The organism is Pelagibacterium xiamenense, from assembly GCF_021166475.1.
GTDB lineage: Bacteria > Pseudomonadota > Alphaproteobacteria > Rhizobiales > Devosiaceae > Pelagibacterium > Pelagibacterium xiamenense.
Genome location: NZ_JAJOYS010000002.1, coordinates 598,811 through 621,293 on the forward strand (window position 1 = coordinate 598,811; position 22,483 = coordinate 621,293).

The window sequence follows — 22,483 nt, forward strand, 5'->3', positions numbered from 1 at the left end:
AAGAGGGTACGCAAGATGCCTGACCTGATCGCGAGCTATCGCCCGATTTCCGGCGTGCCCGACGAAATGGTCGCGGCCGACGGCTCGGTCAAGCCCGGCTGGCTGGACCTGATGCACACACTCGACCGGTTGGGGGGAGAAGAGCTTACAGCCCGCTTCCAGCGCGCCGACCAGTATCTGCGCGACGCCGGTGTCTTCTACCGCATGTATGAGGGCTCCGAGCAGGGCGAACGCGCCTGGCCGCTCGCCCATATCCCGCTCCTGATCGCCGACAGCGAATGGCAGCAGATCGAGGCTGGGCTCACCCAGCGCGCCGACCTGCTCGAAACCGTTATCGCCGACATCTACGGCAATAACGAACTCGTACGCGAAGGGCTGCTGCCGCCCGAGCTGATTGCGCAGAACCCTGCATTCCTTCGGCCCATGGTCGGGATCAAGCCCGCTTCGGGCCATCACCTGCATTTCTGCGCCTTTGAGCTCGGCCGCGGGCCGGACGGCCGTTGGTGGGTTCTGGGCGACCGCACGCAAGCGCCCTCTGGCGCAGGCTTTGCGCTCGAAAACCGCGTCGCAACCACCCGCGCGCTCTCGGACGTCTACGGGTCCCTGCATGTTAGGCGCCTCGCGGCGTTCTTCCGCGACTTCCGCAACAATTTAACGCGCCTTTCCGGTGACGGATCGGGCCGCGTCGGCATTCTGACGCCGGGGCCGCTGAACGAAACCTACTTCGAACACGCCTATGTCGCGCGCTATCTGGGCTTCCTGCTCGTTCAGGGGGAAGACCTCGTCGTGGTCGACGGCGAGGTGATGGTGCGCACGGTTTCAGGCCTCAAGCCCGTATCGGTTCTCTGGCGCCGCCTCGACGGCGAGTTCACCGACCCGCTGGAGTTGCGCCAGGACAGCGAAATCGGAACGCCAGGCATGGTCGAAGCCGTCCGGCGCGGGACGATCAATTTCGTCAACGCGCTGGGCGCCGGCGTTCTTGAAACCCGCGCCCTTGGCGCGTTCCTGCCCGCTATCGCACAGGCGCGCCTCGGCACGGACCTCCTGCTGCCCAATATCGCAACCTGGTGGTGCGGCGGCACCTTGGCGCGCGACTATGTCCGCGAACATCTGCCCGACATGCTTGTCGGTCCGGCATTCTCGACCTTGCTCGCTATCGATGACGATGGCGCCACACAGGCAGCGGCGAACTTGAGCGAGCCCGACCATCAAGCATTGCTCGAAAGGATCGAGGCGGCGCCCAAATCCTTTGCCGCCCAGGAAGCGGTGACGCTCTCGACCGCCCCGGTCTATATCGGCGGCGTGCTAGAACCGCGGCCGGTTACGCTGCGGGTCTACGCCGCGCGGACGGAAAACGGCTGGTCGATCATGCCGGGCGGCTTTGCGCGTGTCGGCTATTCGCTCGACACCTCCGCCATCGCCATGCAGCGTGGCGGCCAGGCCGCCGACGTCTGGGTGGTGAGCGAAAAGCCCGTCGAGCAGGTGTCCTTGCTCGCCGGGTCCAGCACCATGGTCGAACGGACCCCATCGGGCAATCTCCCCTCGCGCGCCGGGGACAACCTGATCTGGCTGGGACGTTATGCCGAACGCTGCGAAGCGATGGTGCGCATCCTGCGCGCCTACCATTTGCGGCTGGCTGAAACCGGGTCGGAGACCCACCCGCTTCTGGTGGCGACCAGCGAATATCTCGAAGCATTGGGCCTCGATACGGCGGAACCGGTTCCGCAGGGCCTGCTCTCGACATTCGACGGCGCCGTACGCTCGGCAAGCCAGATCCGCGATCGGTTTTCGCCCGACGGGTGGCTGGCCCTGACCGACCTGCAAAAAACCGCGCAGCGCTTTGCCAGGGTCATAAAGCCCGGCGACGACGCAACCCGCGCCATGACGGTGCTGCTGCGCAAGCTGGCCGGTTTTTCCGGCCTCGTGCACGAAAACATGTACCGGTTCGCCGGCTGGCGCTTCCTCGAGATCGGCCGCCGCCTCGAGCGCGGCATCCAGATTGCCGATGCGGCGGCCTGGTTTGGGCGCGACGACGCCCCCGACGGCGCCATCGACATGCTTCTCGAAATCGGCGACAGCGTCATGACGCACCGCCGTCGCTATGGCTACAGCCTTGGCGGCCTCGGCGCGACGGAGCTTCTGATCACCGACCCGCTGAACCCGCGCTCGGTGATCTTCCAGATGACCGAATTGCTCGAACAGCTCAAGGCGCTGCCCCACGGGGTTGTAGAAGGCCAACTCTCGGAAACCGCCAAGCTCGCGCTTCGGCTCCACACCCAGCTCGCTGTCATCGATAGCGCCGAAGTGACCCCTGAAAACCTCATCGAGGTCGCAAACGGGCTCGGGGAGATTTCCAATTCCATCGCTCAGGCCTATTTCGGCTGAGGGGAAGGCGCCATGCTCTACGACGTCAAGCTCACCCTCGACTACGGATACGACCCTCCCGTGTCCGGCGGGCGGCATCACGTGCGGGTATGCCCGCGCACACTGCCCGGCATTCAAAGGGTCGTCGCCTCGACCCTGACGGTGTCGCCAACACCCTCGGAGCACACCGAATTCACCGATTTTTTCGGCACGCGCGTCGCGGCTCTCGCGTTCCGCGCCCCCCACGATGCGCTTCAGGTCACCATGACCGCGCGGGTCGATGTTGAGCGCTCGGACGGCGACATAGACCTTACGCCCGACCTCGGCACACTCTATTCCGACATCGAGAAGTGCCCGAGCATGGGGGCCACATCGCCCCATCATTTCCTAGGCGCGAGCCCACGCGTCGCGGCCTCTCCCAGCGTCACAGCCTATGCCCGGCAAAGCCTTCACGCCGCGCGGACCGTGCGCGAGATCGCCAACGATTTGTGCCTGCGCATCAACGCCGACTTCGCCTATGACGGGAACGCCACCAAGGTGGATACGGCCCTCGACGAAGCCTTCGAACTGCGGCGGGGCGTGTGCCAGGATTTCGCGCACATCATGATCGCGGGGCTGCGCGGACTGGGAATACCGGCGGGTTATGTTTCGGGCTTTCTGCGCACCATCCCGCCCGAGGGCCAGCCCCGGCTCGAGGGCGCCGACGCCATGCACGCCTGGGTGACCGTCTGGTGCGGGCGCGAGGCCGGCTGGATCGAGTTCGACCCCACCAACGCCATGCCAGCTGGGCGGGACCATATCGTCATCGGCTATGGTCGGGACTATGCCGATGTGAGCCCGATCGTCGGGGTCCTGCGCAGCGCCGGCGGGCATGAAACCTCGCAGGCGGTGGACGTGCTCGAGGTCGCCTAGGCGGTCCCCGGCACGCTTTGTCCCATGCGCCGCGCCGCGATCTTCTCGATGGCGACGAAGCCGTCGTAAATCAGCACCGCCAAGACGCCGACGACCAGCCCGCCCTGGAGCACGAAGGCCGTGTTGTTGGACAAGAGCCCGGCGATGATCACCTCCCCCAGCGTCTTGGCCGCCACTGTGGACCCGATCGTGGCGGTCGAGAGCGAGATGACGACCGAGAGCCGGATGCCGGCGAGAATGACCGGGAAGGCGAGCGGCAACTCGACCCGGACGAGCCGCTGCAGCCCCGTCATCCCGCTCCCGCGCGCCGCCTCGCGGACGGAGGGCGAAAGACTCTCAAGGCCCGTAAGTGCGTTTTCGAAGATCGGCAGGAGACCATAAAGAAAGAGCGCAACCAGTGTCGGCCCGGCCCCGAAGCCCATTGCCGGTACGGCCAGTGCAAGGACGGCGACCGGGGGAAACGTCTGTCCGATATTGGCGAGCGAACGCGAAAGCGGCAGGAACTCGGCCCCGAAGGGGCGCGTGACGAGTATGGCCAGCCCGACCGCGAGAATGGTGGCCGCCAATGTCGCCGCGCCCACGAGCATGAGATGGCTCAGGGTCAGATCGAGAATCGCACTCTGGGTATAGATCGGCGGCGCGCCGAACTGGGTGAGCGGCGCAAATACGGGCGCGAACATTTCCGGCGCGAAGATAAACGCCGCCAGAAGCACAACCGCGACAAGCCGGAGCCCGAGCGCCCACTTCATTGCGGTGCCGCCGCTTTGTCGTCGAGCGCGGCGCGCGTAACGCGGCCGATGATTTCGCCGTTGCGTATGACCGGTAATGCGTCGCGCCGCGTCCAGAGGAGCAGCGCATAGGCCTCGCGCAGGGACGCGGTGCCGGCAATCGGCTCGCCATCGGCCGCGCCGGGTTCGACGAGTTCGTCCACATGGGTGAGGGACAACATTCTGAAGGCGCGCTCGCCGCTCGCCAGGAGCGCCTCGACGAAGTCGGTAGCGGGCTTGGCGATGATGTCCTGGGGCCGCGCGTATTGCAAAAGCTTGCCCTCGTCCATCACCGCGATGCGGTTCCCCAGCTTGATCGCTTCGTCCATGTCGTGGGTGACGAGCACGATTGTGGTTCCGAGCCGGCGCTGGATGTCGAGAAGATCGTCCTGCGCCTTGGCGCGAATGATGGGATCGAGCGCGCCGAAGGGCTCGTCCATCAAGAGAAGCGACGGCCCCGCCGCGAGCGCGCGAGCGACGCCCACGCGCTGCTTCTGCCCACCGGAAAGTTCGTGCGGCATGCGGTCCCGGAAATGCGCGGGATCAAGCTGGAAAAGGTCGAGCAGTTCGTCGACGCGCGCGGCAATCTTCTGCTTGTCCCAGCCCAAAAGCTTGGGCACCGTTCCGATATTGCGCCCGACCGTATGGTGAGGGAAAAGCCCGTGCCCCTGGATAGCGTAGCCGATGTGGCGGCGCAATTCGTAAGGCGCGACCTCCCGGTTGTCCCGGCCCTCGATCCTGACCGTACCGGAGGTCGGTTCGACCAGCCGGTTGATCATGCGCAGAAGCGTCGTCTTGCCCGAGCCCGAGGTGCCGACCACGGCGGCGACCTCGCCGGCCTCGACGGAAAGCGAAACGTCGTCCACGACCGTCGTCGTGTCATAGACCTTTGTGAGGCCGTCGATTTCGATCATCTTTGCGCTCCCGCGCCTTTGGGACGGCTCAGTTCGACGCCGGCGTCGAGAACGATGGCGGCGGCGAAGGCCATCGCGACCGCCGGGATGGCGCCGAGCAGGACGAGGTCCATCGCCGTCTGGCTGATGCCCTGGAAAACGAATGTGCCCAACCCTCCGCCGCCGATGAGCCCGGCGATGACGGTGAGGCCAATGTTCTGGACGAGCACGATACGGATACCGGTGAGGATGACCGGGAAGGCCAGCGGCATTTCGATCCGCACCAAGCGTTGAAGGTCGGTCATCCCCACGCCGCGCGCCGCGTCGTTGGGCTCGCGCGGGACCGTATCGAGCCCGACAACGGTATTCGAGACGACGGGCAGCAGCGAATAGGCGAAAAGCGCAAGGAACGCAGGGGCGACGCCGATACCGCCGATCCCCAGTTCCGCCGCGCCGGGGATCGTTGCCCCAACCCATGCCATCGGCGCGATCAAAAGCCCGAACATCGCCATCGACGGGATCGTCTGGACGATGTTGAGGGCGTTGAGGATCGCCGCCCGGACGCGCACGATGCGATAGCTTACGATCCCGAGCGGGATACCGAACACGGCGGCAGCGGCCATCGAGCCGAGCGCGAGCACGAGGTGGACCTGCACCTGTTGCCAGAAGCTGTTGGCGCGGCCCGCATACTCTTTGAGAATCGAGAGGTCGCTCCAGAGCCCGGAATAAAGGATCGCCGCGAGCACAACGCCGACGGCGGCCAGCGCGAGAACGCGCGGCACCGGACCAAGCCTGAGCCGCGCGACGCTATCGGTGACGGAAAGCGCGAAGGCAAATATGAGTATCCAGAACCCGCCACCGGGCGAAACGCGTGCGAAGCTATCGCCCTCGGGGGTGAGATAGGACGCCGAAACGCCCACGACGACCGCAAGCAGCGCGAGCACGGCAACGCCGGCCGAAAGACGCACAGTACGCGGCGTTTTCACCAGCGTGAGCCCGATACCGGCGAGGATGACACCAAGCGTCGGCACCCAGACGAACGCGGGCAGCGACTGCCAGAGCTCGAGCGGATCCCCCAGGACGATCCGATTGGCGCGGAACAGCATGAAGGGCTGGAGGAACAGCCCCGCAAGCGCGATCAGCGTCGTGACCACGCCGAGCTTGTCGAGCCGCGAGATCGAAACGGGAGACAGTCCGGCGCGTCCGGTCGCAAGGCTCATGAGTGAGGCGTTCCCGAATCGATCACATGCGCTGAGCGTAGACACACGCGGCGCCAAACGGAAACCGCCCGGCGCCGCATATGTTCAGAACGGATCGTGGCGACCCCGGTCCTTAAAGGAACCCGTTGGAGGTGAGGTAGTCCTCGGCCACCGCCCCGGCAGGCTCGCCGCCGACCTGCACACGGCCGTTGAGCTCCTGCAGCGTTTCAAGCGAAAGCGATTCGAAAACCGGCGCGAGAATCTCCTCGATGGCCGGATATTCGCTCAGGACCTCCTGGCGTATGATCGGCGCGGGCAGATAGACCGGTTGCACGCCCTTGTCATCGTCCATGACCACAAGGCCCGAAGGCGCGATGCCGCCGTCGGTGCCGTAGACCATGGCCGCGTTGGCGCCCGAGGTCTGCCGCGCCGCCGCCGCGATGGTCGCTGCCGTGTCGCCGCCCGAAAGCGTGATGAGCTGATCGGAGGAAAGCTCGAACCCGTAGGCTTCCTGGAACGCCGGCAGCGCAGCGGGCGAGGTCACGAATTCGCTCGAGGCTGCAAGGATGATCTCCCCGCCGCCCGAAATGTATTCCCCGAAATCCGAGAGAGTCTCGAGCCCGTTTTCCTCGGCGATCTCCGAGCGCACGGCAATCGCCCAGGTGTTGTTGGCCGGAGCCGGCATCAGCCAGACGATGTCGTTGGCCTCAAGGTCGAGCTCGGCCGCTCGCTCATAGCCTGCCTGCGCATCGTTCCAGATCGGCTCGTCCGCCTGATTGAAGAAGAACGCGGCATTGCCGGTATATTCGGGATAGATATCGATCTGCCCCGAGGTGATCGCCTCGCGCACGATGGGCGTGCCGCCGAGCTGGATCCGGTCCTCGACCGGGATCTCGTTGGCCTCGAGCATCTGGTAGATGATGTTGCCCAGAACGCCGCCCTCGGTGTCGATCTTCGACGAAACCACGACCTGCCCGAAGCTCGCCGTCGCCGTCATCCCCACAAGCGCCGCAGCGCCAAAAAGTGCAATCGTGGAACGCATCGTTTCTCTCCCGGTCCGATTGTTCGTTCACTTTTGCATAGCCTACAGATTGCAGCGCGATTGGCTACCCCAAAAAGAACAAAAAGTGATCAAATCGATCGCACCAGTGTCGCCCGCCCTACGGCTTCCTGCGTCTTTGCTCTTTCTCCCAGGGGATCGCTTTTGCGTTCGCGGTCATCTCGGCAAAGACCAATGCCAATCCAAGCGCGCCAAACGCGACGGTGATGCTGACGACAATCCAAAGAGGTTCTGCGGGCACGCCTACGGCTCCTTTCAACAGGTTGCCGCATTGTCCCGCCGCAGGTTGGATTGGTCGTTGATCCAGATCAAGGACCGGGCTTGCCTACCCTGCCGCCTTCTCGTCCCCGGGCACGTAGTTGAGCACCGGCCCCAACCACCGCTCGACATCGGCCACGGCCATGCCTTTGCGCGCGGCGTAGTCTTCGACCTGATCGCGCTCGACCTTCGCGACCCCGAAATAATAACTTTCGGGATGTGCGAAATAGAGCCCTGAGACCGAGGAGCCCGGCCACATCGCATAGCTCTCGGTGAGCTTGACCCCGATCTTCTCCTCGGCTTCGAGCAGGTTGAACAGCGTCGTCTTTTCGGTGTGGTCGGGCTGGGCAGGATAGCCGGGAGCCGGCCGGATGCCCTTATAGGGCTCCCCGATCAGTTCGTCGGGGGTGAAGGCTTCGCCGTCCGCATAACCCCAGAGCTCCTTGCGCACCTTTTCGTGCAATCGCTCGGCGAGCGCCTCGGCGAACCGGTCTGCTAGGGCCTTGACGAGGATCGAGGAATAGTTGTCGTTCTCCTCGTCGAACCGGTCGGCGATCTCGATTTCCTCGAACCCGGCGGTGACGCAGAACCCGCCCACGTAGTCCGGCGTGCCCTCGGGCGCCATGAAATCCGCCAGCGCCACATTGGGCTTGTCGCCGGACTTGGTGAGTTGCTGGCGCAGCGTGAAGAATTTCGCCAATTCCGCGCTCCGGTCCTCGCCGGTAAAAAGCTTGACGTCGTCCCCGTCGCGATTGGCCGGCCAGAACCCGACGACCGCCTTGGGAGTGAACCACTTTTCCGCAATGATCCGCTCCAGCATCGCCTTGGCGTCGGTGAAGAGCTGCCGCGCGGCCTCGCCCTGCTTTTCGTCATCGAGGACCTTTGGGTAGACGCCCTTGAACTCCCACGCCTGGAAGAAAGGCGTCCAGTCGATGTATTGCGCCAATTCGCCCAGGTCCCAGTCGTCGAGCACCTTCGTCCCAAGAAAGGACGGCGCCTTGGGCGTATAGGCCGAGAAATCGGCCTTGAACGCGTTCTCGCGCGCGGTGGCGAGCGGCATGCGCGTCTTGTCGGCTTCGGACTTCCGGTGCTTGGCCGCGACGCCCTCATATTCCTGCGCGATGGTCTTGACGTAGTCGTTCGCCGCTTCCTTCGAGAGCAGCTTGGAGACGACATTGACCGCCAGCGACGCGTCCTTAACGTGGATCGTCGGGCCACGGGAATATTTCGGGTGGATCTTCACCGCCGTATGGACGCGGCTCGTCGTCGCCCCGCCGATCAGAAGCGGTATGTCGAAGCCTTCGCGCTCCATTTCGGAGGCGACATGCACCATCTCGTCGAGCGAGGGCGTGATGAGCCCGGAAAGTCCGATCACGTCGACCTTCTGCTCGCGCGCGGTCTCGAGGATCTTCTGGGTCGGCACCATGACGCCCAGATCGATGATCTCGTAGTTGTTGCACGCCAGCACGACGCCGACGATGTTCTTGCCGATATCGTGCACATCGCCCTTGACCGTCGCCATCAGCACCTTGCCGGCGCTGCGCTGCTGGCCGTCGGCCTCGTCCTCCATGAACGGCAGAAGATAGGCCACCGCCTGCTTCATCACGCGTGCGGATTTGACCACCTGCGGCAGGAACATCTTGCCGTCGCCGAAGAGCTCGCCGACGATGTTCATCCCGTCCATCAACGGCCCCTCGATGACGTGCAACGGCTTTTCCGCCTGCTGTCGCGCCTCTTCGGTGTCCTCTTCGATATATTCGGTGATGCCGTTGACGAGCGCGTGCGAAATCCGCTCGTTGACGGGCTTTTCGCGCCAGGAGAGATCCTTGGCCTTGGCTTCGCGCGTCTGCCCCTTGTAGCGTTCGGCAAGATCCAGCATCCGTTCGGTCGCGTCGGACCGACGGTTGAGGACCACGTCCTCGCATGCCTCGCGCAATTCGGGCTCGATGGATTCGTAAACCGCGAGTTGCCCGGCATTGACGATGCCCATGTCCATCCCCGCCTTGATGGCATGGTAGAGGAACACAGCGTGCATCGCCTCGCGCACGGTCTCGTTACCGCGGAACGAGAACGAGAGATTGGAGACGCCGCCCGAAACATGCGCGTGCGGCAGCGTGTCGGTAATTTCCCGCGTCGCTTCGATGAAGTCGACGCCGTAATTGTCGTGCTCCTCGATGCCGGTGGCGACTGCGAAGATGTTGGGGTCGAAGATGATGTCCTCGGGCGGGAAATCGAGCTCATCGACAAGCAGACGATAGGCGCGCGTGCAGATTTCGACCTTGCGCTCCTTGGTATCGGCCTGTCCGGTCTCGTCGAACGCCATGACGACGACAGCGGCGCCATAGAGCTTGCACAGCCGCGCCTGCTCGCGGAATTTCTCCTCGCCTTCCTTCAAGGAAATCGAATTGACGATGGCCTTGCCCTGGATGCATTTGAGCCCGGCCTCGATCACCTCCCATTTCGAGGAATCGACCATGACCGGCACCTTGGCGATGTCGGGCTCCGATGCGACGAGGTTGAGATATTCGACCATCACCTTTTCGGAGTCGATCAGCCCCTCGTCCATATTGATGTCGATGACCTGGGCGCCGTTCTCGACCTGCGCCAGCGCAACTTCGAGCGCTGTCGTGTAGTCGCCTGCCGTGATCAGCTTGCGGAACCTGGCCGACCCCGTGACGTTCGTGCGCTCACCCACGTTGACGAAGGGAATGTCGTCGGTAAGCGTGAACGGCTCGAGCCCGGAAAGCCGCAGGCGCGGTTCGGGCTTGGGCGGCACGCGCGGGGGGTATTTCGACACTGCCTCGGCAATGGCCTTGATATGTTCCGGCGTGGTGCCGCAGCAGCCGCCGACGACGTTCAGCAGCCCTTCCTGCGCGAAGCCCTCGATCTGGCGCGCCATGAATTCTGGGCTCTCGTCATACTCGCCGAATTCATTGGGCAGCCCGGCATTGGGATAGGTGCACACGAGCGCATCGGCGATTTCCGAAATCTCGGACACGTGTGCACGCATCGCGTTGGCCCCGAGCGCGCAGTTGAGCCCGAAGGTGAAGGGCTTGGCGTGCTTAAGCGAATACCAGAACGCCGTCGGCGTCTGCCCCGAGAGCGTCCGGCCCGAAAGGTCGGTGATCGTGCCGGAAATCATCAGCGGCAGGCGGATGCCGCGCTTGTAAAAGACCTCCTCGGCCGCAAAGACCGCCGCCTTGGCATTGAGCGTATCGAAGATGGTTTCAATCAGCAGGAGGTCCGACCCGCCGTCGATCAGCCCCTCGATCTGCTCGGCATAGGCGATGCGCAGTTCATCGAAGGTGACCGCGCGGAAGCCGGGGTTGTTGACGTCCGGGGAAATCGACGCCGTTCGGTTGGTGGGCCCCACGGCGCCCGCGACATAGCGCCGGCGTCCATCGGCCGCTTCGGCCCGGATCGCCGCCCTGCGCGCAGCATCGGCGCCCGCGACGTTGATCTCGTAGGCGAGCGCCTCCGCGGCATAATCCGCCTGCGCGATGGTCGTGCCGGAAAACGTGTTGGTTTCAAGGATATCCGCGCCCGCCATGGCGTAGTCGAAATGGATGTCCTCGATGGCCTTGGCCTGGGTGATGCACAGAAGGTCGTTATTGCCCTGGAGCGGCTTTTCCCAATCCTTGAACCGGTCGCCCCGGAAATCGTCCTCACCCAGCTTGAGCCGCTGGATCATCGTCCCCATGGCGCCGTCGAGCATCAGGATACGCTCCGAAGCAGCCTTCTGAAGGCTCGCGAGAACCTCTTGATAATCCTGCGCCGTCCGCTTTTCCGCCATGGCTCTCTCTCCTGAAACCCGTCCGCGCACTCGATACCCCGCCGAAGGTTAAGCTCCGGCTATGCGCGGCCCAGAATGGGCCCATTATTTAGGTGTTCGTCGGATCGGCACAAAGACATAAAGAAATCTTTATGTCAATAAACGGACCGGTCCGACGCCGGGATCCCTCATGCTGTCATTGCCGTCGCGCAGGTGGACGACTAAACCGCAGCGGCCAGCGTCCGCGCAAACCGTGCGGCGATATCCGGCGTCGCCTCGGCAAACCCCACGATCAACCCGACGCGGGGTTCGCCGATACAGTAGCCCGACAGCGCGGGCGTGTTGAACCCCGCCTTCTGCATGCGCAGCGACACCGCCTCATCGTCCACCGCGCCGCGGAAAGTGACGACGGTCTGCACGCCGCCCATGGGCATTTCCACCTCGACCCGGTCGCCTAGGACCAACCGCAGCGTTTCGACCAGCAGCCGCCCGCGCGCCTCGTAGGTCCTGGCGATACGCCGCAGATGCGTCGTGAGCGCGCCGGTTTCGATGAATTCGGCGAGCGCCGCCTGCGCGTGGATGTTGACGCGCAGCCCCATATGCCGCTGCACCTGAGAAAAAGCCTCGACCAGTGGTTCGGGCACCACCATATAGGCCAGCCGCAACCCCGGCAGCAGGCTCTTGGAGGCCGTGCCGAGATAGATGACCTCGGCCCCCGCGCTGATCCCCTGCATCGCCGCGATGGTCCGGCCGCGCCAGAGGAACGCGCTGTCGTAATCGTCCTCGAGGATGACCGCGCCGCTCCGCCGCGCCCGCTCGAGCAGCGCCATGCGGCGCGTCAGCGGCATACGGGCGCCGGTGGGAAACTGGTGCGAGGGGGTGACGTAGATGAGCCGGGCATTGGCATCTGCGGCGCAGTCAGGGTCAGCCCCATCGGCATCGACTTCGAGCGCGCGCAATTGAAGCTGCGCCTGCGCGAACGCGATACGCGCGCCCCAATAGCCCGGGGACTCAACAAGCGCCGTATCGCCCGGATCGGCCAGGCACAACGCCGCGAGGGTAAGCGCCGCCTGAGCCGAAGGCACAACGATCAATTGCTCGGGCGTCGCCACAACGCCCCGCCAGCGCTGCAGATGCTCCGCTAGCGCCACGCGCAGGCTCTGCAGTCCGGCGACATTGGCATACATCGCCTCCGCCCCGTACCGCCGCCGCGCGACCCGCCGCAGGCAGCGCGCCCACTCGTCGGCGGGAAAGAGATCCTCGACCGGCGCGCCGGGCTCGAGCAGCCCGACATCGGACATGGCCTGGCGCCGCCGTTCGGCAAGGTGCGCGCCGCGCGCCGAGAGCCGAGGGGCATGAACACGCGGCGCGCTCCGCGCGCGCTCGATCTCGGGGCCGGCCCCAATTCGCGGTGCCGCGCCTTGTCGAACCGCAATGATTCCGTCCGCGCGCAGCAATTCGTACGCCGCATTGACCGTATTGCGCGAAACGCCCAGCTCCCGCGCCAGCGCACGCGAACTCGGCAATGCGCCTTCGGGCGGAATGCGCCCGGTGCGCACCGCATCGCCCACGGCATGGTAGATCTGCTCGGGCAAGGCCCCACCGTCCCGGTCGAGCGCGATCAGGTCGGCAACAAACTGGTCCTCGGAAAATGTCATCTACTGGCCCTTTCGGAAGGCCAGTTTAAGGCGCTAACTGGTCCGCGATCAAGAGCCCATTGCTTTCAATCGAAAGATCCGGTGATGAACGTCCACACGCCCCCCGATTACGCCCGGGCCCGTCAGCCCCGCCGCGCGCACTACGACGCGGCGACCGTCAACGCCATTCTCGATACCGGGCTCGTCGGCCACGTGGGCTTCATCGCCGAGGGACGCCCCATGGTGATCCCGATGGCCTATGCCCGTCATGGCGACACGATCTATCTCCACGGCGCCTCCAAGGCGCGCATCGTCGCCATGCACAAGGACGGCGACCCCATCACGATGACCGTCACACAGCTCGACGGCATCGTCGCCGCGCGCTCGGGATTCCATCATTCGATGAACTACCGCGCCGCCGTGGTGCACGGCCACACCCGGCTCGTGACCGACCTCGAGGAAATCGAACTGGCGCTCAAGCTCATCACCGAGCACCTTTTGCCCGACCGCTGGGAGGAAGTGCGCCCCATGCTGCCCAAGGAGCGCAAGGCCACCGGCGTCCTGGCGCTCGAGATCGAGGCGACCTCCGCCAAAATCCGGCACGGGCCGCCCGTCGACGAGCAGGACGACCACGCACTGCCCATCTGGGCCGGTGTCATCCCGATCGTGACAGGGCTTGGGCATCCGGTCGGGGACGGTCTCTATCCGGGAGAATTGCCTCCGCCGCCCTCGGCCGCCAAGGCGCGCGCGAAGTTCGCGTAGGGCGGAGCGCCTACCGCTCCTGCAGGTTGCGCAACGCGGCCATCCGGTCGGCGACCGAACCGCGCGCGGGCGCCGTCTGCTCGGCTTCGAGGGGCATATCCTCGAACTCGACCCCATCACCGGCAAACTTCCGGACGCGGTCGAAAAGGCTTTCGGTTTCCGCCGCCTCGATCTCGCGCGCGTCTTCGCTATAAACGAGCCGCGCGGTATCGGCCGCGACCTCCGCGAGCCGCGCCCGCAGTGCAGCCGGGTCGTATTTCTTCGTCCCCCAGCCGCGCGCCGCGTCTTTTTCGAGCGAGAGAACGGCGTCCTTGAGCGTATCGAGCCGCTCGGCCTGGCCCAATTCGTCCGCAAGCGAGAGCGCCGCGTGTCCGTTGGCATCGCCGCCTGCCTCGTCGGCATCCGACAGAAGCGCGCTCAGCCGCGCCTCGGCATTGGCGATACGCGCCTCCGCGTCGTGCAGCGCCAGCCGCGCAGCGCTCGAAGGATCGCCCTTGGCGAGCGTATCGCGCAGGAGCGCAATGGCCTCGTCGCTCGCCGTGTCCCGCTTTTTCTTCTTGTCGAGCCGCGCCAGAAGCAGTTCGGCCTGCTCTTCAAGAAAGGAATTGCGCTGCCGCTCCAGCGAAAGCGCCGTCAGCAGGTCCTCGACGTCCGACCGGTAATCCCCCGTCAACTGGTCGCCGCGGATGTCACTCTCATCCTCGTCCGGCCCGAGCAACCGCTCCGCGGGACCGGCCGATGCCTCCCGGTGCACCATCGCCGCGAGCGATGCCGCGTCGCGCTCGAGATTGCGGATCTGCGCCACAAGCTCCTGCTCGCGCACCTTGAGGGCGCTGATCGCATCATACTGCTCGTCGCGCTCGGCCTTGAGCGCCGCGATTTCCTGAATCTGGCTGTCGATCGCAACGCTGGCCTCGACGAGTTTGCCGCGCAGCCGCTCGATGCGCATCTCCAGCCGCCGCGTCGCAATCGCGAACTCGGCCCGCAGCTTGTCCTTGTCGGCGCGGAATTCGTTGAGCGTCACCGGCGTCACCGCCTCGATGCGGCGCTTGGTGAGACGCACGGCGCGGTTCCAGATGGCCGGCACGATCGCGACGGCCAATAGTCCGGCAGCCAGAAACCCCAGCGCAGCATACATGATATGCTCGATACCGATTCCCATAGACCTCGTCCCCAACGGGGCTTTTTACGTCCCTCGCAATCTGCCACGGTCCTGAAATTCCGGCCAGATTGACCTTTGTTTAACCTTACCGGAACCGAGACGCCGCGTCATCCGCCCGGAGGCGCATTCGCGACAATGCCGCACCCGGCGCCCGGATGCGGCATCAATTCTGCTTTATCGGGTAAATGAACGCGCCCTAGAAGGGGTTCCAGGTCGGCTCGCGCGTGAAATTGAGATAGCCCACGGAAATCCCAGCGCGCACCCCGATGCCGGCGCTGATCGGCACGACGACCACGTTGTGCCGCTTGAGCGCCGTCATGCCCAGCCCGCCGACCGCGTAGATCGACCCGTCGACGCCCGGATACCGGTCGTAGATCGATTCGATCGCGGGCAGGTTGTAGACCAGCATCATCACCCGGCTGCCGTCGGCGCCGATATTGAGCCCCAGGCTCGGTCCCTGCCAGAAGACGTTGTGATTGCCGGCGTTGCGGGTATACATCACCCCCTCGCCGTAGCGGGCGCCGACAAAGAGCGCGCCCGAACCTTCCTGCCCCAGTATGTAGGCGTTCGGCTGGCCATATTGCCCAACCGCACGCTCGATCAGTGAGGCCAGGCCCGACGCGACCGACCCGAAGAACTGGTGCCCGGCGTCGAGCAATTCATTGGTGGAATAGGTGTCCGAGAGCGAGCCTTGCGGCTGTACCTGCGACTGCGCGGCAACCGGCAGGCTTAAAAGGCACAGCAACAGACTCAGGGTCCCGATGAGGCGTTTGAACATCAAAATACGTGCTCCCAACTCGCGTTTGCCACCCCGGCCGAGCCCCCGCCGGTTAACCAAGCCCATACGGCCAGCTGCTAGTATCGGACTTGCCCGCTGTTTCGATGCAATAGCGGAAATCTGGGGCGATCATGCGGCAAAGAAGTAAACAAATCTTAACCCTTACAAAGTCTTACCAAATCGTCTTGATGGCAATCGTATGCCTTTTCGCCCCCATCCCGGCGTACGCGCAGGAACAATCCATTGTGACCAACGTCTTAACCGGCGTCGCCATCGACGGGTACGATCCCGTGTCCTATTTCACGGGCCCGGAACCCCGGCGCGGCTCCCCCCAATACGTGCATGAATGGGCCGGCATACCGTGGTACTTCGCCTCCGCCGCCAATCGCGACGTCTTCGCCCGCGCGCCCGAAATCTATGCCCCGCTCTTTGGCGGGCACGGCGCAATGGCGATGTCCCGCGGTTACCTTTCGGACGGCAATCCGCAGATTTACCGCATTGTCGGCGACCGGCTGCTGCTGTTTTTCTCGGTGGGCAATCGCGAAGCCTTCGACCTGGCCGGGCCGGCGGCGCTCGCCCAGGCCCTCGACAATTGGGAGCGCCTGCCGCCGGCACGCGGCGCTGCGCCCTTCGTTCCACCCGCCGGGGCCGCGGACGCGATGGCCGAATGACGGCCCGGGGCAATATTGGGCAAAGTCTTCGCCGTGCGGGTACAAAACGTTGCCGCGGCGGGTCTGGCCTGTAAAGTGCGAACAAGTGATTCTCAATTCCAGGACAGGACCAAGGCCATGACGAGCACGGTCGAACTCGAAGCGGCGGATCTGGCGGCATTGCTGTGCTCGCGCGTATGCCACGATCTGATCAACCCGGTCGGTGCGATCGGCAACGGGCTCGAGGTCCTCTCCGATCCCTCCCAGGCCGAAATGGCCGATTTCGCCAAGGAACTGATCGAGAATTCGACGCGGCAGGCCCGCGCCAAGCTCGAATATGCGCGCCTTGCCTTCGGCGCCTCCTCGACCGCCGGGACCGATATCGATACCCGCGAGGCCGAGCGCGTCGCCAAGCTCCTCATTGCGGGGGAAAAAGCCGATCTCGACTGGCAGATACCCGCGCTCATCATCCCCAAAAACAAGGTCAAGCTCGTCCTCAACATGCTGCTGATCGCCATCGCGGCGGTGCCGCGCGGCGGCAAGATCACGGTCGAAATCGGCGGCGAACCGGGCACAGAGAATTTCGCCATCACCGCTGCCGGACCCAAGACGCTGATCCCCAGCGGCACCGCGGGATTGCTGGCGGCAACGCCCGAAGACGGCAGCGTCGACGCCCGTGGCATCCAGCCTTATTACACCGGCGTTCTCGCCCGCCTGTGCCATATGGGGCTCAATATCGGTGTCGAGAACGAGGAATTGCGCTTTACCGCCGATCCCCTGCCGCACGATATCGACTGAGGACCTGCGCGCCGGTTCCTAAGCGTTCGATAACCATTGCGGGCTAGAGTGCCGGAGCGCCCTTGTGCGGGCGCCTACGGTGGCAACGGGCCCGCTGGGGAGTACGCATCATGAAATCGTGCCTGATCGTCGATGACTCGAGCGTCATTCGCAAGGTCGCGCGCCGCATCCTGGAAAACATGGACTTCGTCGTCGACGAAGCCGAGGACGGCCAGGAAGCCTACGAAAAATGCGGCCGCGAGATGCCCGATGTCATCCTGCTCGACTGGCAGATGCCGATCATGAGCGGGCTGGAATTCCTCAAGGCCCTGCGGGGATACGACGACGGCGACAAGCCTATGGTGGTCTACTGCACGACCGAGCGCGACATCGGCCAGATCGCCATGGCCCGCAAGGCCGGCGCCAACGACCACATCCTCAAGCCCTTCGACCGGGCCACGCTGGAAGCCAAATTCCAGCCTTTCCTCTAGTTCGAAGCGCCCGCAGCTGTAAGCGTGTGACCTAGGTGGCCTGCCCCGCCTCGTCCTTGAGATTGGCAAGCATGCGCCAGACGATCAGTTTGTGGAACGGCAGCACGCCCCAGAGATAGAGCCGCCCCCAGACATTGTGCGGATGCACCCATGTCGCAAGCGCGACATGACCCGACGGCGCGCGCGTCTTGATGACTGAAATCCTGAAATCGAGATGCCTGTCGCTCGACCCGAACGTCACCTCCTCGGGGCTCACATGATCCACTGCGAACGCCCCGGAATACCGGCGTTCGAGAATATCCTCGCGCGTCGGGGGCGCGTAACCATGCTCTGTACCGGTCTTGAGCCCAAACGGTTTGACAAGCGCATTGCGAATGCCAAGAAGCACCATCACCCAGCGCGGCATGGCAAAGACCGTCAACAGCGCAAGGTCGGCCGCCGAAAGGCTCGGCTCGGGGACCGGTGCGATCTGGAAATCGAGAAAATCCCCTTCGCTGTAGTGGCGCATCAGCGCGCCGGTCTGAGGATAACGAAACGCTTTAGGCACCTGGTTCTCCGCCGCAAGAAGTGGGGCAATCCTACCGCCCGGCGCGCACCAATCACTCTGCCCCGATGTCGCATGCCAGCGCAGCGCTGCACGACGCAACCTGTAGCTCATTGAACTCGCTGCACTTTATCCCACGATGCGCGGAATCGTCGCAACTGGTGCGGGCGCCGCCGGCCGCCGCACATTGGTGTGAGTTCCCCGCGACAATTTGTCCGTTTCGCGCTATCGTTAAGTTTGGCTGGAGCCTGGATGGTCCGGCTCCGGCGCTACAGGCGCAGCGCGATGGCGTGCGCCCAACCGTCAAAGGAGGCGGATATGCCGGCACTTGAGGCTGAACATGTCGACAATGCCACCGGCCGGGCCGAGGGGCAGGTCGACGGAATCCGTTCGATAACGCTCGCTGATGTCTTTGCCGCTCTCAAAAAGGGCGCGTCCGATTTCTGGGAACGGCCCTCCCACTACATTTTCCTCGTGATCATCTATCCTATAGTCGGTTTCGTTCTGGCCGTCTGGACGGCAGGCGGGGAAACCTTCTCGCTGCTTTACCCCATCGCCACCGGCTTCGCGCTCGTCGGCCCCATCGCCGGGATCGGACTTTACGAGATCAGCCGAAGGCGCGAACAGGGGCTGGACGACCACCCGGCATACGCCTTCATGGTGCTGCGCTCGCCCGCGATCGGTTCGATCCTCGCGCTCGGACTGGTACTGGCGGTGATGTTCGGGCTGTGGCTTCTTGCCGCCAACGCGATCTACGGCGCCTTCTTCGGCGAAACCGGCCCGACCAACCTGCCCGGCCTTCTGGCGGCGGTCTTTACGACACCCCAGGGCTGGGGCCTGCTCTTTTGGGGCAATCTCGTGGGCTTTTTCTTCGCCTTCGCGGTCCTGGCATCGACCGTCGTGGCCTTCCCGCGATTGCTCGACCGCGGCGGCACCGCGGCGGACGCGGTCGCGCTCTCGCTTCGCGCGGTCATGGCCAATCTTGTTCCCATGCTCGCCTGGGGCCTGATCGTCGCGGCGCTGCTCTTTATCGGGTCGCTGCCCCTCTTTGTGGGACTGGCGATCGTGCTGCCGATCCTCGGGCACGCGACCTGGCATCTCTACCGCGCCGTCGTGGTTTAACCGGAACAGGCAAAGAGAAAGGCCCCGCACCTGGACGGTGCGAGGCCTGTTCTCTTGCCTCCAGAAACGCGCGGAAGGGGTTACGCGCTTTCGGAAAACTCCGCCTCGTCGGGCTCGCGCAGCACATAGCCGCGGCCCCAGACGGTTTCGATGTAATTCTTGCCTGCCGTCGCCACTGAAAGCTTCTTGCGCAGCTTGCAGATGAAGACGTCGATGATCTTGAGCTCGGGCTCGTCCATACCGCCATAAAGGTGGTTGAGGAACATTTCCTTGGTGAGCGTGGTGCCCTTGCGGAGCGAGAGGAGCTCCAGCATCTGGTATTCCTTGCCCGTGAGGTGCACGCGCTGGCCGCCCACTTCGACGGTCTTGGTGTCGAGATTGACGCTGAGATCGCCGGTGTTGATGACCGACTGGGCGTGACCCTTGGAGCGTCGCACGATCGCGTGGATGCGCGCCACCAGTTCGTCCTTGTGGAAGGGTTTGGTCATGTAGTCGTCGGCGCCGAACCCGAGGCCCCGGACCTTGTCCTCGATACCCGCGAGACCCGAAAGGATGAGGATCGGCGTCTGAACCTTCGCAACGCGGAGCGTGCGCAGCACTTCATAGCCGCTCATGTCGGGCAGATTGAGGTCAAGCAGAATGATGTCGTAATCATAAAGCTTGCCCAGATCGACACCTTCCTCGCCGAGGTCGGTGGTGTACGCGTTGAAACTTTCGGATTTGAGCATCAACTCGATGCTCTGCGCGGTCGCGCTGTCGTCCTCAATCAAGAGTACACGCATGCCTATCCCCTTAACCTTAGGTTCCTACTGGAACCGGGAAGACGCGATCTTTCCCGTCAACCTTAACCAAACCCTACTGGGTACGATTCGAACCTACCGGCAATTAGTTAACAAAGTTTAATTCGGTTGGGCAATATGCAATCCGGATTAACGCTGAAACTTATTAAGCCTATGATTTTGCTTAAAATTTTCCAGAAATTTTTCTTAATTCTTTACGTTAAGAAAGCCCTTCAAGCGACTCTTGGGACTCGGTGAATTGCCGGCTATGTCGGGGAAATGAGCATACCTCGCCCGGAGGAGAAAATTTTGCTCAACACCTCCCAATATCGCACCGAAATTAACGTCCGGTTACCGACGCGACAGGCAAGGCCCGAATCATACACAATCAGATTGGGGCACCATGAGGATAGGCGGACGCCGTGCAGTCTTTGATTTCCGACATCGAGGCCATCGACGAGATCGAGGTGTTCGGGCGCGTCAAGACCGTCCAGGGCTTGCTGATCGAGGTCGTGGGCCCGGTGCGCGAATTGCGCGTCGGGGGTCGCGTTTTCATCGAAACCCAGTCCGGCGCAACGCTGCCGTGCGAAATCATCGGCTTCCGCGACGGGCTCGCGCTCTGCCTGCCCTTCGGCCCAGTCGAGGGCGTCCGCCTCGGCTGCAAGGCGGTTTTTGCCGGCCATGACGGCGCGGTCTACCCCGACCAGAGCTGGCTCGGCCGCACGATCAACGCCGATGCCCAGCCCATAGACGGCGGCGCGCCGCTCCTGCGCGGCGCCGAACCGTACGGTCTGCGCAACACGCCCCTGCCCGCCCACGAGCGCGCCCGCGTCGGCGCGCCGGTCGACCTGGGGGTCCGTGTACTCAACACCTTCACCACCTGCTGCGAAGGCCAGCGCATGGGCATTTTCGCCGGCTCGGGCGTCGGCAAGTCGGTGCTGATGTCGATGCTCGCGCGCAATACCGATGTCGACGTCGCCATTATCGGGCTCATCGGCGAGCGTGGCCGCGAGGTGCAGGAGTTCATCTCCGAATATCTTGGCGAAGAGGGGATGAAGAAGGCCATCGTCATCGTCGCGACCTCCGACGAATCCGCGCTGATGCGCCGTCAGGCGGCGTATCTCACCATGACGCTCGCTGAATATTACCGCGATCACGGCCAGCGCGTCCTGTGCATGATGGACAGCCTCACGCGCTTTGCCATGGCCCAGCGCGAAATCGGGCTTGCCATCGGCGAGCCGCCCACAGCCAAGGGCTACCCGCCGACGGTCTTCACCGAGCTGCCGCGCCTGCTCGAACGTGCGGGCCCCGGACTCAAAGATTCCGGCTCCGTTACCGGTCTGTTTACCGTTTTGGTGGAAGGTGATGACCACAATGAACCCATTGCGGACGCTGTGCGCGGCATCCTCGATGGCCACATTGTCATGGAGCGGTCCATTGCCGAACGCGGGCGGTTTCCGGCGGTCAATGTATTGCGCTCCGTATCGCGGACCATGCCGGGTTGCGTGCCGGAAGACTTCAGGCCGACGCTCAGCAAGGCAAGGGAACTGATGTCGGTTTTCGCCGACATGGAGGAACTGATCCGGCTGGGGGCTTACCGGAAAGGATCGGATCCAAAGGTTGACCGCGCCATCGCGCTCAACCCCGCTCTGGAGGCGTTTTTGAGCCAGAGGGGGGACGAACGCACCTCGATTGCCGACGGGTACAATTTGCTCGCGGCGATCCTGGAAACCGGTGGCGGGGGCGATCAGGCGGCTTGATGTGTAAGGAGTACAAGTCATGAAGTCGAAGAGCGCGAGCTTGATCCGGCTCAAGAAGTTCCAGGTCGACGAGAAGCGACGCCAGGTCCTTCAGATCGAGACGATGATCGGCGATTTCGAGCGCATGGCCGCCGAACTCGACCAGCAGATCGAAATCGAACAGCAGAAGACCGGCATCACCGACACCGCGCACTTCGCTTATTCGACGTTCGCCAAGGCCGCGATGACCCGCCGCGACAACCTCCTGGTTTCGGCCAACGACATGCGCGAAAAGCTCGAGGCCGCCCAGGACGAACTCGCTGAAGCGATCGAAGACCTCAAGAAGGTCGAGCTGCTCGACCAGCGCGAGCATGCGCGCGAAAACGCCGAAGCGCTCAAGAAAGAACAGGCCGAATACGACGAAATCGGCCGCATCCGCCACCGGCGGTAACCGGGGAAGCGGATGGACTTTAACGACATCCGCGCCGTTGCCCTCGAATATCCCGGCGTCGCCGACGCCGTGACCCATGGCACCGCATCGCTCAAGGTTGGCAGGCATTTCCTGCTGCGCGAGCGCGAGCCCGGCATCATCGCCATGCAGTGCGTTTCCATGGACGACCGCGATTTCATTCTCGAAACCGGCGGCGATACTTTCTTCATCACCGATCACTACAAGGACTATCCCTACGTCCTTGCCCGCCTGAAAACGCTCGATCCCGCGCGCTTTGCGCATCTCTTCGAAGCCATATGGCGAGCGAAAGCGCTGAAAAAGCATTTGAAAGCGTATGACGCCGCCGCACGGTAGCCCGCCCCCGAA

Annotated in this window: 20 protein-coding genes; 10 read left to right on the forward strand and 10 right to left on the reverse strand. The window is 63.9% G+C overall.

From position 1 onward, the window contains the following. Positions 1 to 15: 15 nt before the first annotated feature. Both LSG43_RS10865 and LSG43_RS10870 read left to right on the forward strand, forming a co-directional pair. Positions 16 to 2,385 (forward strand): circularly permuted type 2 ATP-grasp protein, encoded by a 2,370-nt coding sequence (locus LSG43_RS10865; RefSeq protein WP_231803980.1) that lies wholly within the window; start codon positions 16 to 18, stop codon positions 2,383 to 2,385. Positions 2,386 to 2,397: 12 nt separating this feature from the next. Continuing rightward, complete coding sequence (locus LSG43_RS10870) at positions 2,398 to 3,276, forward strand: transglutaminase family protein (protein WP_231803982.1); 879 nt, start codon at positions 2,398 to 2,400, stop codon at positions 3,274 to 3,276. Here the strand turns inward: LSG43_RS10870 and LSG43_RS10875 are convergent. The 6 genes from LSG43_RS10875 to pdxR all read right to left on the reverse strand — a co-directional run bounded on the left by LSG43_RS10875 (position 3,273) and on the right by pdxR (position 12,883). Further along, entirely contained in the window at positions 3,273 to 4,025 is a 753-nt protein-coding gene (locus tag LSG43_RS10875) for an ABC transporter permease (protein WP_231803984.1), read from the reverse strand. The genes LSG43_RS10870 and LSG43_RS10875 overlap by 4 nt on opposite strands. After that, entirely contained in the window at positions 4,022 to 4,957 is a 936-nt protein-coding gene (locus LSG43_RS10880; protein WP_231803986.1) for an ABC transporter ATP-binding protein, read from the reverse strand. Before LSG43_RS10880 ends, LSG43_RS10875 begins: the two co-directional genes overlap by 4 nt. Continuing rightward, on the reverse strand, positions 4,954 to 6,156 hold the full coding sequence (locus tag LSG43_RS10885) for an ABC transporter permease (protein WP_231803988.1): 1,203 nt from the start codon (positions 6,154 to 6,156) through the stop codon (positions 4,954 to 4,956). The genes LSG43_RS10880 and LSG43_RS10885 overlap by 4 nt, the downstream gene beginning before the upstream one ends. Before the next feature lie 112 nt (positions 6,157 to 6,268). Further along, positions 6,269 to 7,177, reverse strand: coding sequence for a glycine betaine ABC transporter substrate-binding protein OsmF (gene osmF, locus LSG43_RS10890; RefSeq protein ID WP_439652025.1), 909 nt, complete (start codon positions 7,175 to 7,177; stop codon positions 6,269 to 6,271). Between the two features lie 343 nt (positions 7,178 to 7,520). Then, the gene (metH, locus tag LSG43_RS10895) at positions 7,521 to 11,246 is read right to left on the reverse strand and encodes a methionine synthase (RefSeq protein ID WP_231803990.1); all 3,726 of its coding nucleotides are present in this window, start codon (positions 11,244 to 11,246) and stop codon (positions 7,521 to 7,523) included. A gap of 200 nt (positions 11,247 to 11,446) precedes the next feature. Then, the gene (gene pdxR / locus LSG43_RS10900) at positions 11,447 to 12,883 is read right to left on the reverse strand and encodes a MocR-like pyridoxine biosynthesis transcription factor PdxR (RefSeq protein ID WP_231803992.1); all 1,437 of its coding nucleotides are present in this window, start codon (positions 12,881 to 12,883) and stop codon (positions 11,447 to 11,449) included. A gap of 84 nt (positions 12,884 to 12,967) precedes the next feature. Here pdxR and LSG43_RS10905 point away from each other — a divergent pair, with 84 nt between their 5' ends. Further along, complete coding sequence (locus LSG43_RS10905) at positions 12,968 to 13,624, forward strand: pyridoxamine 5'-phosphate oxidase family protein (protein ID WP_231803994.1); 657 nt, start codon at positions 12,968 to 12,970, stop codon at positions 13,622 to 13,624. Positions 13,625 to 13,634: 10 nt separating this feature from the next. Here the strand turns inward: LSG43_RS10905 and LSG43_RS10910 are convergent, their stop codons facing one another. Together LSG43_RS10910 and LSG43_RS10915 are read right to left on the reverse strand one after the other, a co-directional pair. Then, complete coding sequence (locus LSG43_RS10910; RefSeq protein ID WP_231803996.1) at positions 13,635 to 14,786, reverse strand: coiled-coil domain-containing protein; 1,152 nt, start codon at positions 14,784 to 14,786, stop codon at positions 13,635 to 13,637. 196 nt (positions 14,787 to 14,982) lie between these two features. Next, complete coding sequence (locus LSG43_RS10915; protein WP_231803998.1) at positions 14,983 to 15,564, reverse strand: DUF1134 domain-containing protein; 582 nt, start codon at positions 15,562 to 15,564, stop codon at positions 14,983 to 14,985. Positions 15,565 to 15,809: 245 nt separating this feature from the next. Here LSG43_RS10915 and LSG43_RS10920 point away from each other — a divergent pair, with 245 nt between their 5' ends. The 3 genes from LSG43_RS10920 to LSG43_RS10930 all read left to right on the forward strand — a co-directional run bounded on the left by LSG43_RS10920 (position 15,810) and on the right by LSG43_RS10930 (position 17,482). Beyond that, positions 15,810 to 16,235 (forward strand): YHS domain-containing (seleno)protein, encoded by a 426-nt coding sequence (locus LSG43_RS10920; protein ID WP_231804000.1) that lies wholly within the window; start codon positions 15,810 to 15,812, stop codon positions 16,233 to 16,235. Positions 16,236 to 16,352: 117 nt separating this feature from the next. After that, entirely contained in the window at positions 16,353 to 17,012 is a 660-nt protein-coding gene (gene chpT, locus LSG43_RS10925) for a histidine phosphotransferase ChpT (protein ID WP_231804002.1), read from the forward strand. Positions 17,013 to 17,122: 110 nt separating this feature from the next. Continuing rightward, positions 17,123 to 17,482, forward strand: coding sequence for a response regulator (locus LSG43_RS10930; protein ID WP_231804004.1), 360 nt, complete (start codon positions 17,123 to 17,125; stop codon positions 17,480 to 17,482). A 31-nt stretch (positions 17,483 to 17,513) separates the two neighbouring features. Here the strand turns inward: LSG43_RS10930 and LSG43_RS10935 are convergent, their stop codons facing one another. Next, the gene (locus LSG43_RS10935; protein ID WP_231804006.1) at positions 17,514 to 18,029 is read right to left on the reverse strand and encodes a DUF2867 domain-containing protein; all 516 of its coding nucleotides are present in this window, start codon (positions 18,027 to 18,029) and stop codon (positions 17,514 to 17,516) included. 315 nt (positions 18,030 to 18,344) lie between these two features. Here LSG43_RS10935 and LSG43_RS10940 point away from each other — a divergent pair, with 315 nt between their 5' ends. Beyond that, positions 18,345 to 19,148 carry a DUF2189 domain-containing protein gene (locus tag LSG43_RS10940; RefSeq protein ID WP_231804008.1) on the forward strand — a complete coding sequence of 268 codons (804 nt, stop codon included), beginning with the start codon at positions 18,345 to 18,347 and terminating at the stop codon, positions 19,146 to 19,148. An 80-nt stretch (positions 19,149 to 19,228) separates the two neighbouring features. Here the strand turns inward: LSG43_RS10940 and ctrA are convergent, their stop codons facing one another. Next, positions 19,229 to 19,930 carry a response regulator transcription factor CtrA gene (ctrA, locus tag LSG43_RS10945; protein WP_231804010.1) on the reverse strand — a complete coding sequence of 234 codons (702 nt, stop codon included), beginning with the start codon at positions 19,928 to 19,930 and terminating at the stop codon, positions 19,229 to 19,231. A 419-nt stretch (positions 19,931 to 20,349) separates the two neighbouring features. Between ctrA and fliI the strand changes: the two genes are divergently transcribed. From fliI to LSG43_RS10960, 3 genes are read left to right on the forward strand one after another with little or no spacing between them, the layout of a single operon-like run. Continuing rightward, positions 20,350 to 21,687: a flagellar protein export ATPase FliI gene (gene fliI, locus LSG43_RS10950; RefSeq protein ID WP_231804012.1), complete on the forward strand. Its 1,338-nt coding sequence runs from the start codon at positions 20,350 to 20,352 to the stop codon at positions 21,685 to 21,687. A 19-nt stretch (positions 21,688 to 21,706) separates the two neighbouring features. Further along, the gene (gene fliJ / locus LSG43_RS10955) at positions 21,707 to 22,117 is read left to right on the forward strand and encodes a flagellar export protein FliJ (protein WP_231804014.1); all 411 of its coding nucleotides are present in this window, start codon (positions 21,707 to 21,709) and stop codon (positions 22,115 to 22,117) included. Between the two features lie 12 nt (positions 22,118 to 22,129). Next, the gene (locus LSG43_RS10960) at positions 22,130 to 22,471 is read left to right on the forward strand and encodes an MmcQ/YjbR family DNA-binding protein (RefSeq protein ID WP_231804016.1); all 342 of its coding nucleotides are present in this window, start codon (positions 22,130 to 22,132) and stop codon (positions 22,469 to 22,471) included. Positions 22,472 to 22,483 lie beyond the last annotated feature (12 nt).

Bases quoted from the DNA above. Each gene is read 5' to 3' on its own strand.
- LSG43_RS10865 (WP_231803980.1), top strand. From the start codon at position 16: ATGCCTGACCTGATCGCGAGCTATCGCCCGATTTCCGGCGTGCCCGAC.
- LSG43_RS10870 (WP_231803982.1), top strand. From the start codon at position 2,398: ATGCTCTACGACGTCAAGCTCACCCTCGACTACGGATACGACCCTCCC.
- LSG43_RS10875 (WP_231803984.1), bottom strand. From the start codon at position 4,025: ATGAAGTGGGCGCTCGGGCTCCGGCTTGTCGCGGTTGTGCTTCTGGCG.
- LSG43_RS10880 (WP_231803986.1), bottom strand. From the start codon at position 4,957: ATGATCGAAATCGACGGCCTCACAAAGGTCTATGACACGACGACGGTC.
- LSG43_RS10885 (WP_231803988.1), bottom strand. From the start codon at position 6,156: ATGAGCCTTGCGACCGGACGCGCCGGACTGTCTCCCGTTTCGATCTCG.
- osmF (WP_439652025.1), bottom strand. From the start codon at position 7,177: ATGCGTTCCACGATTGCACTTTTTGGCGCTGCGGCGCTTGTGGGGATG.
- metH (WP_231803990.1), bottom strand. From the start codon at position 11,246: ATGGCGGAAAAGCGGACGGCGCAGGATTATCAAGAGGTTCTCGCGAGC.
- pdxR (WP_231803992.1), bottom strand. From the start codon at position 12,883: ATGACATTTTCCGAGGACCAGTTTGTTGCCGACCTGATCGCGCTCGAC.
- LSG43_RS10905 (WP_231803994.1), top strand. From the start codon at position 12,968: ATGAACGTCCACACGCCCCCCGATTACGCCCGGGCCCGTCAGCCCCGC.
- LSG43_RS10910 (WP_231803996.1), bottom strand. From the start codon at position 14,786: ATGGGAATCGGTATCGAGCATATCATGTATGCTGCGCTGGGGTTTCTG.
- LSG43_RS10915 (WP_231803998.1), bottom strand. From the start codon at position 15,564: ATGTTCAAACGCCTCATCGGGACCCTGAGTCTGTTGCTGTGCCTTTTA.
- chpT (WP_231804002.1), top strand. From the start codon at position 16,353: ATGACGAGCACGGTCGAACTCGAAGCGGCGGATCTGGCGGCATTGCTG.
- LSG43_RS10930 (WP_231804004.1), top strand. From the start codon at position 17,123: ATGAAATCGTGCCTGATCGTCGATGACTCGAGCGTCATTCGCAAGGTC.
- LSG43_RS10940 (WP_231804008.1), top strand. From the start codon at position 18,345: ATGCCGGCACTTGAGGCTGAACATGTCGACAATGCCACCGGCCGGGCC.
- ctrA (WP_231804010.1), bottom strand. From the start codon at position 19,930: ATGCGTGTACTCTTGATTGAGGACGACAGCGCGACCGCGCAGAGCATC.
- fliJ (WP_231804014.1), top strand. From the start codon at position 21,707: ATGAAGTCGAAGAGCGCGAGCTTGATCCGGCTCAAGAAGTTCCAGGTC.
- LSG43_RS10960 (WP_231804016.1), top strand. From the start codon at position 22,130: ATGGACTTTAACGACATCCGCGCCGTTGCCCTCGAATATCCCGGCGTC.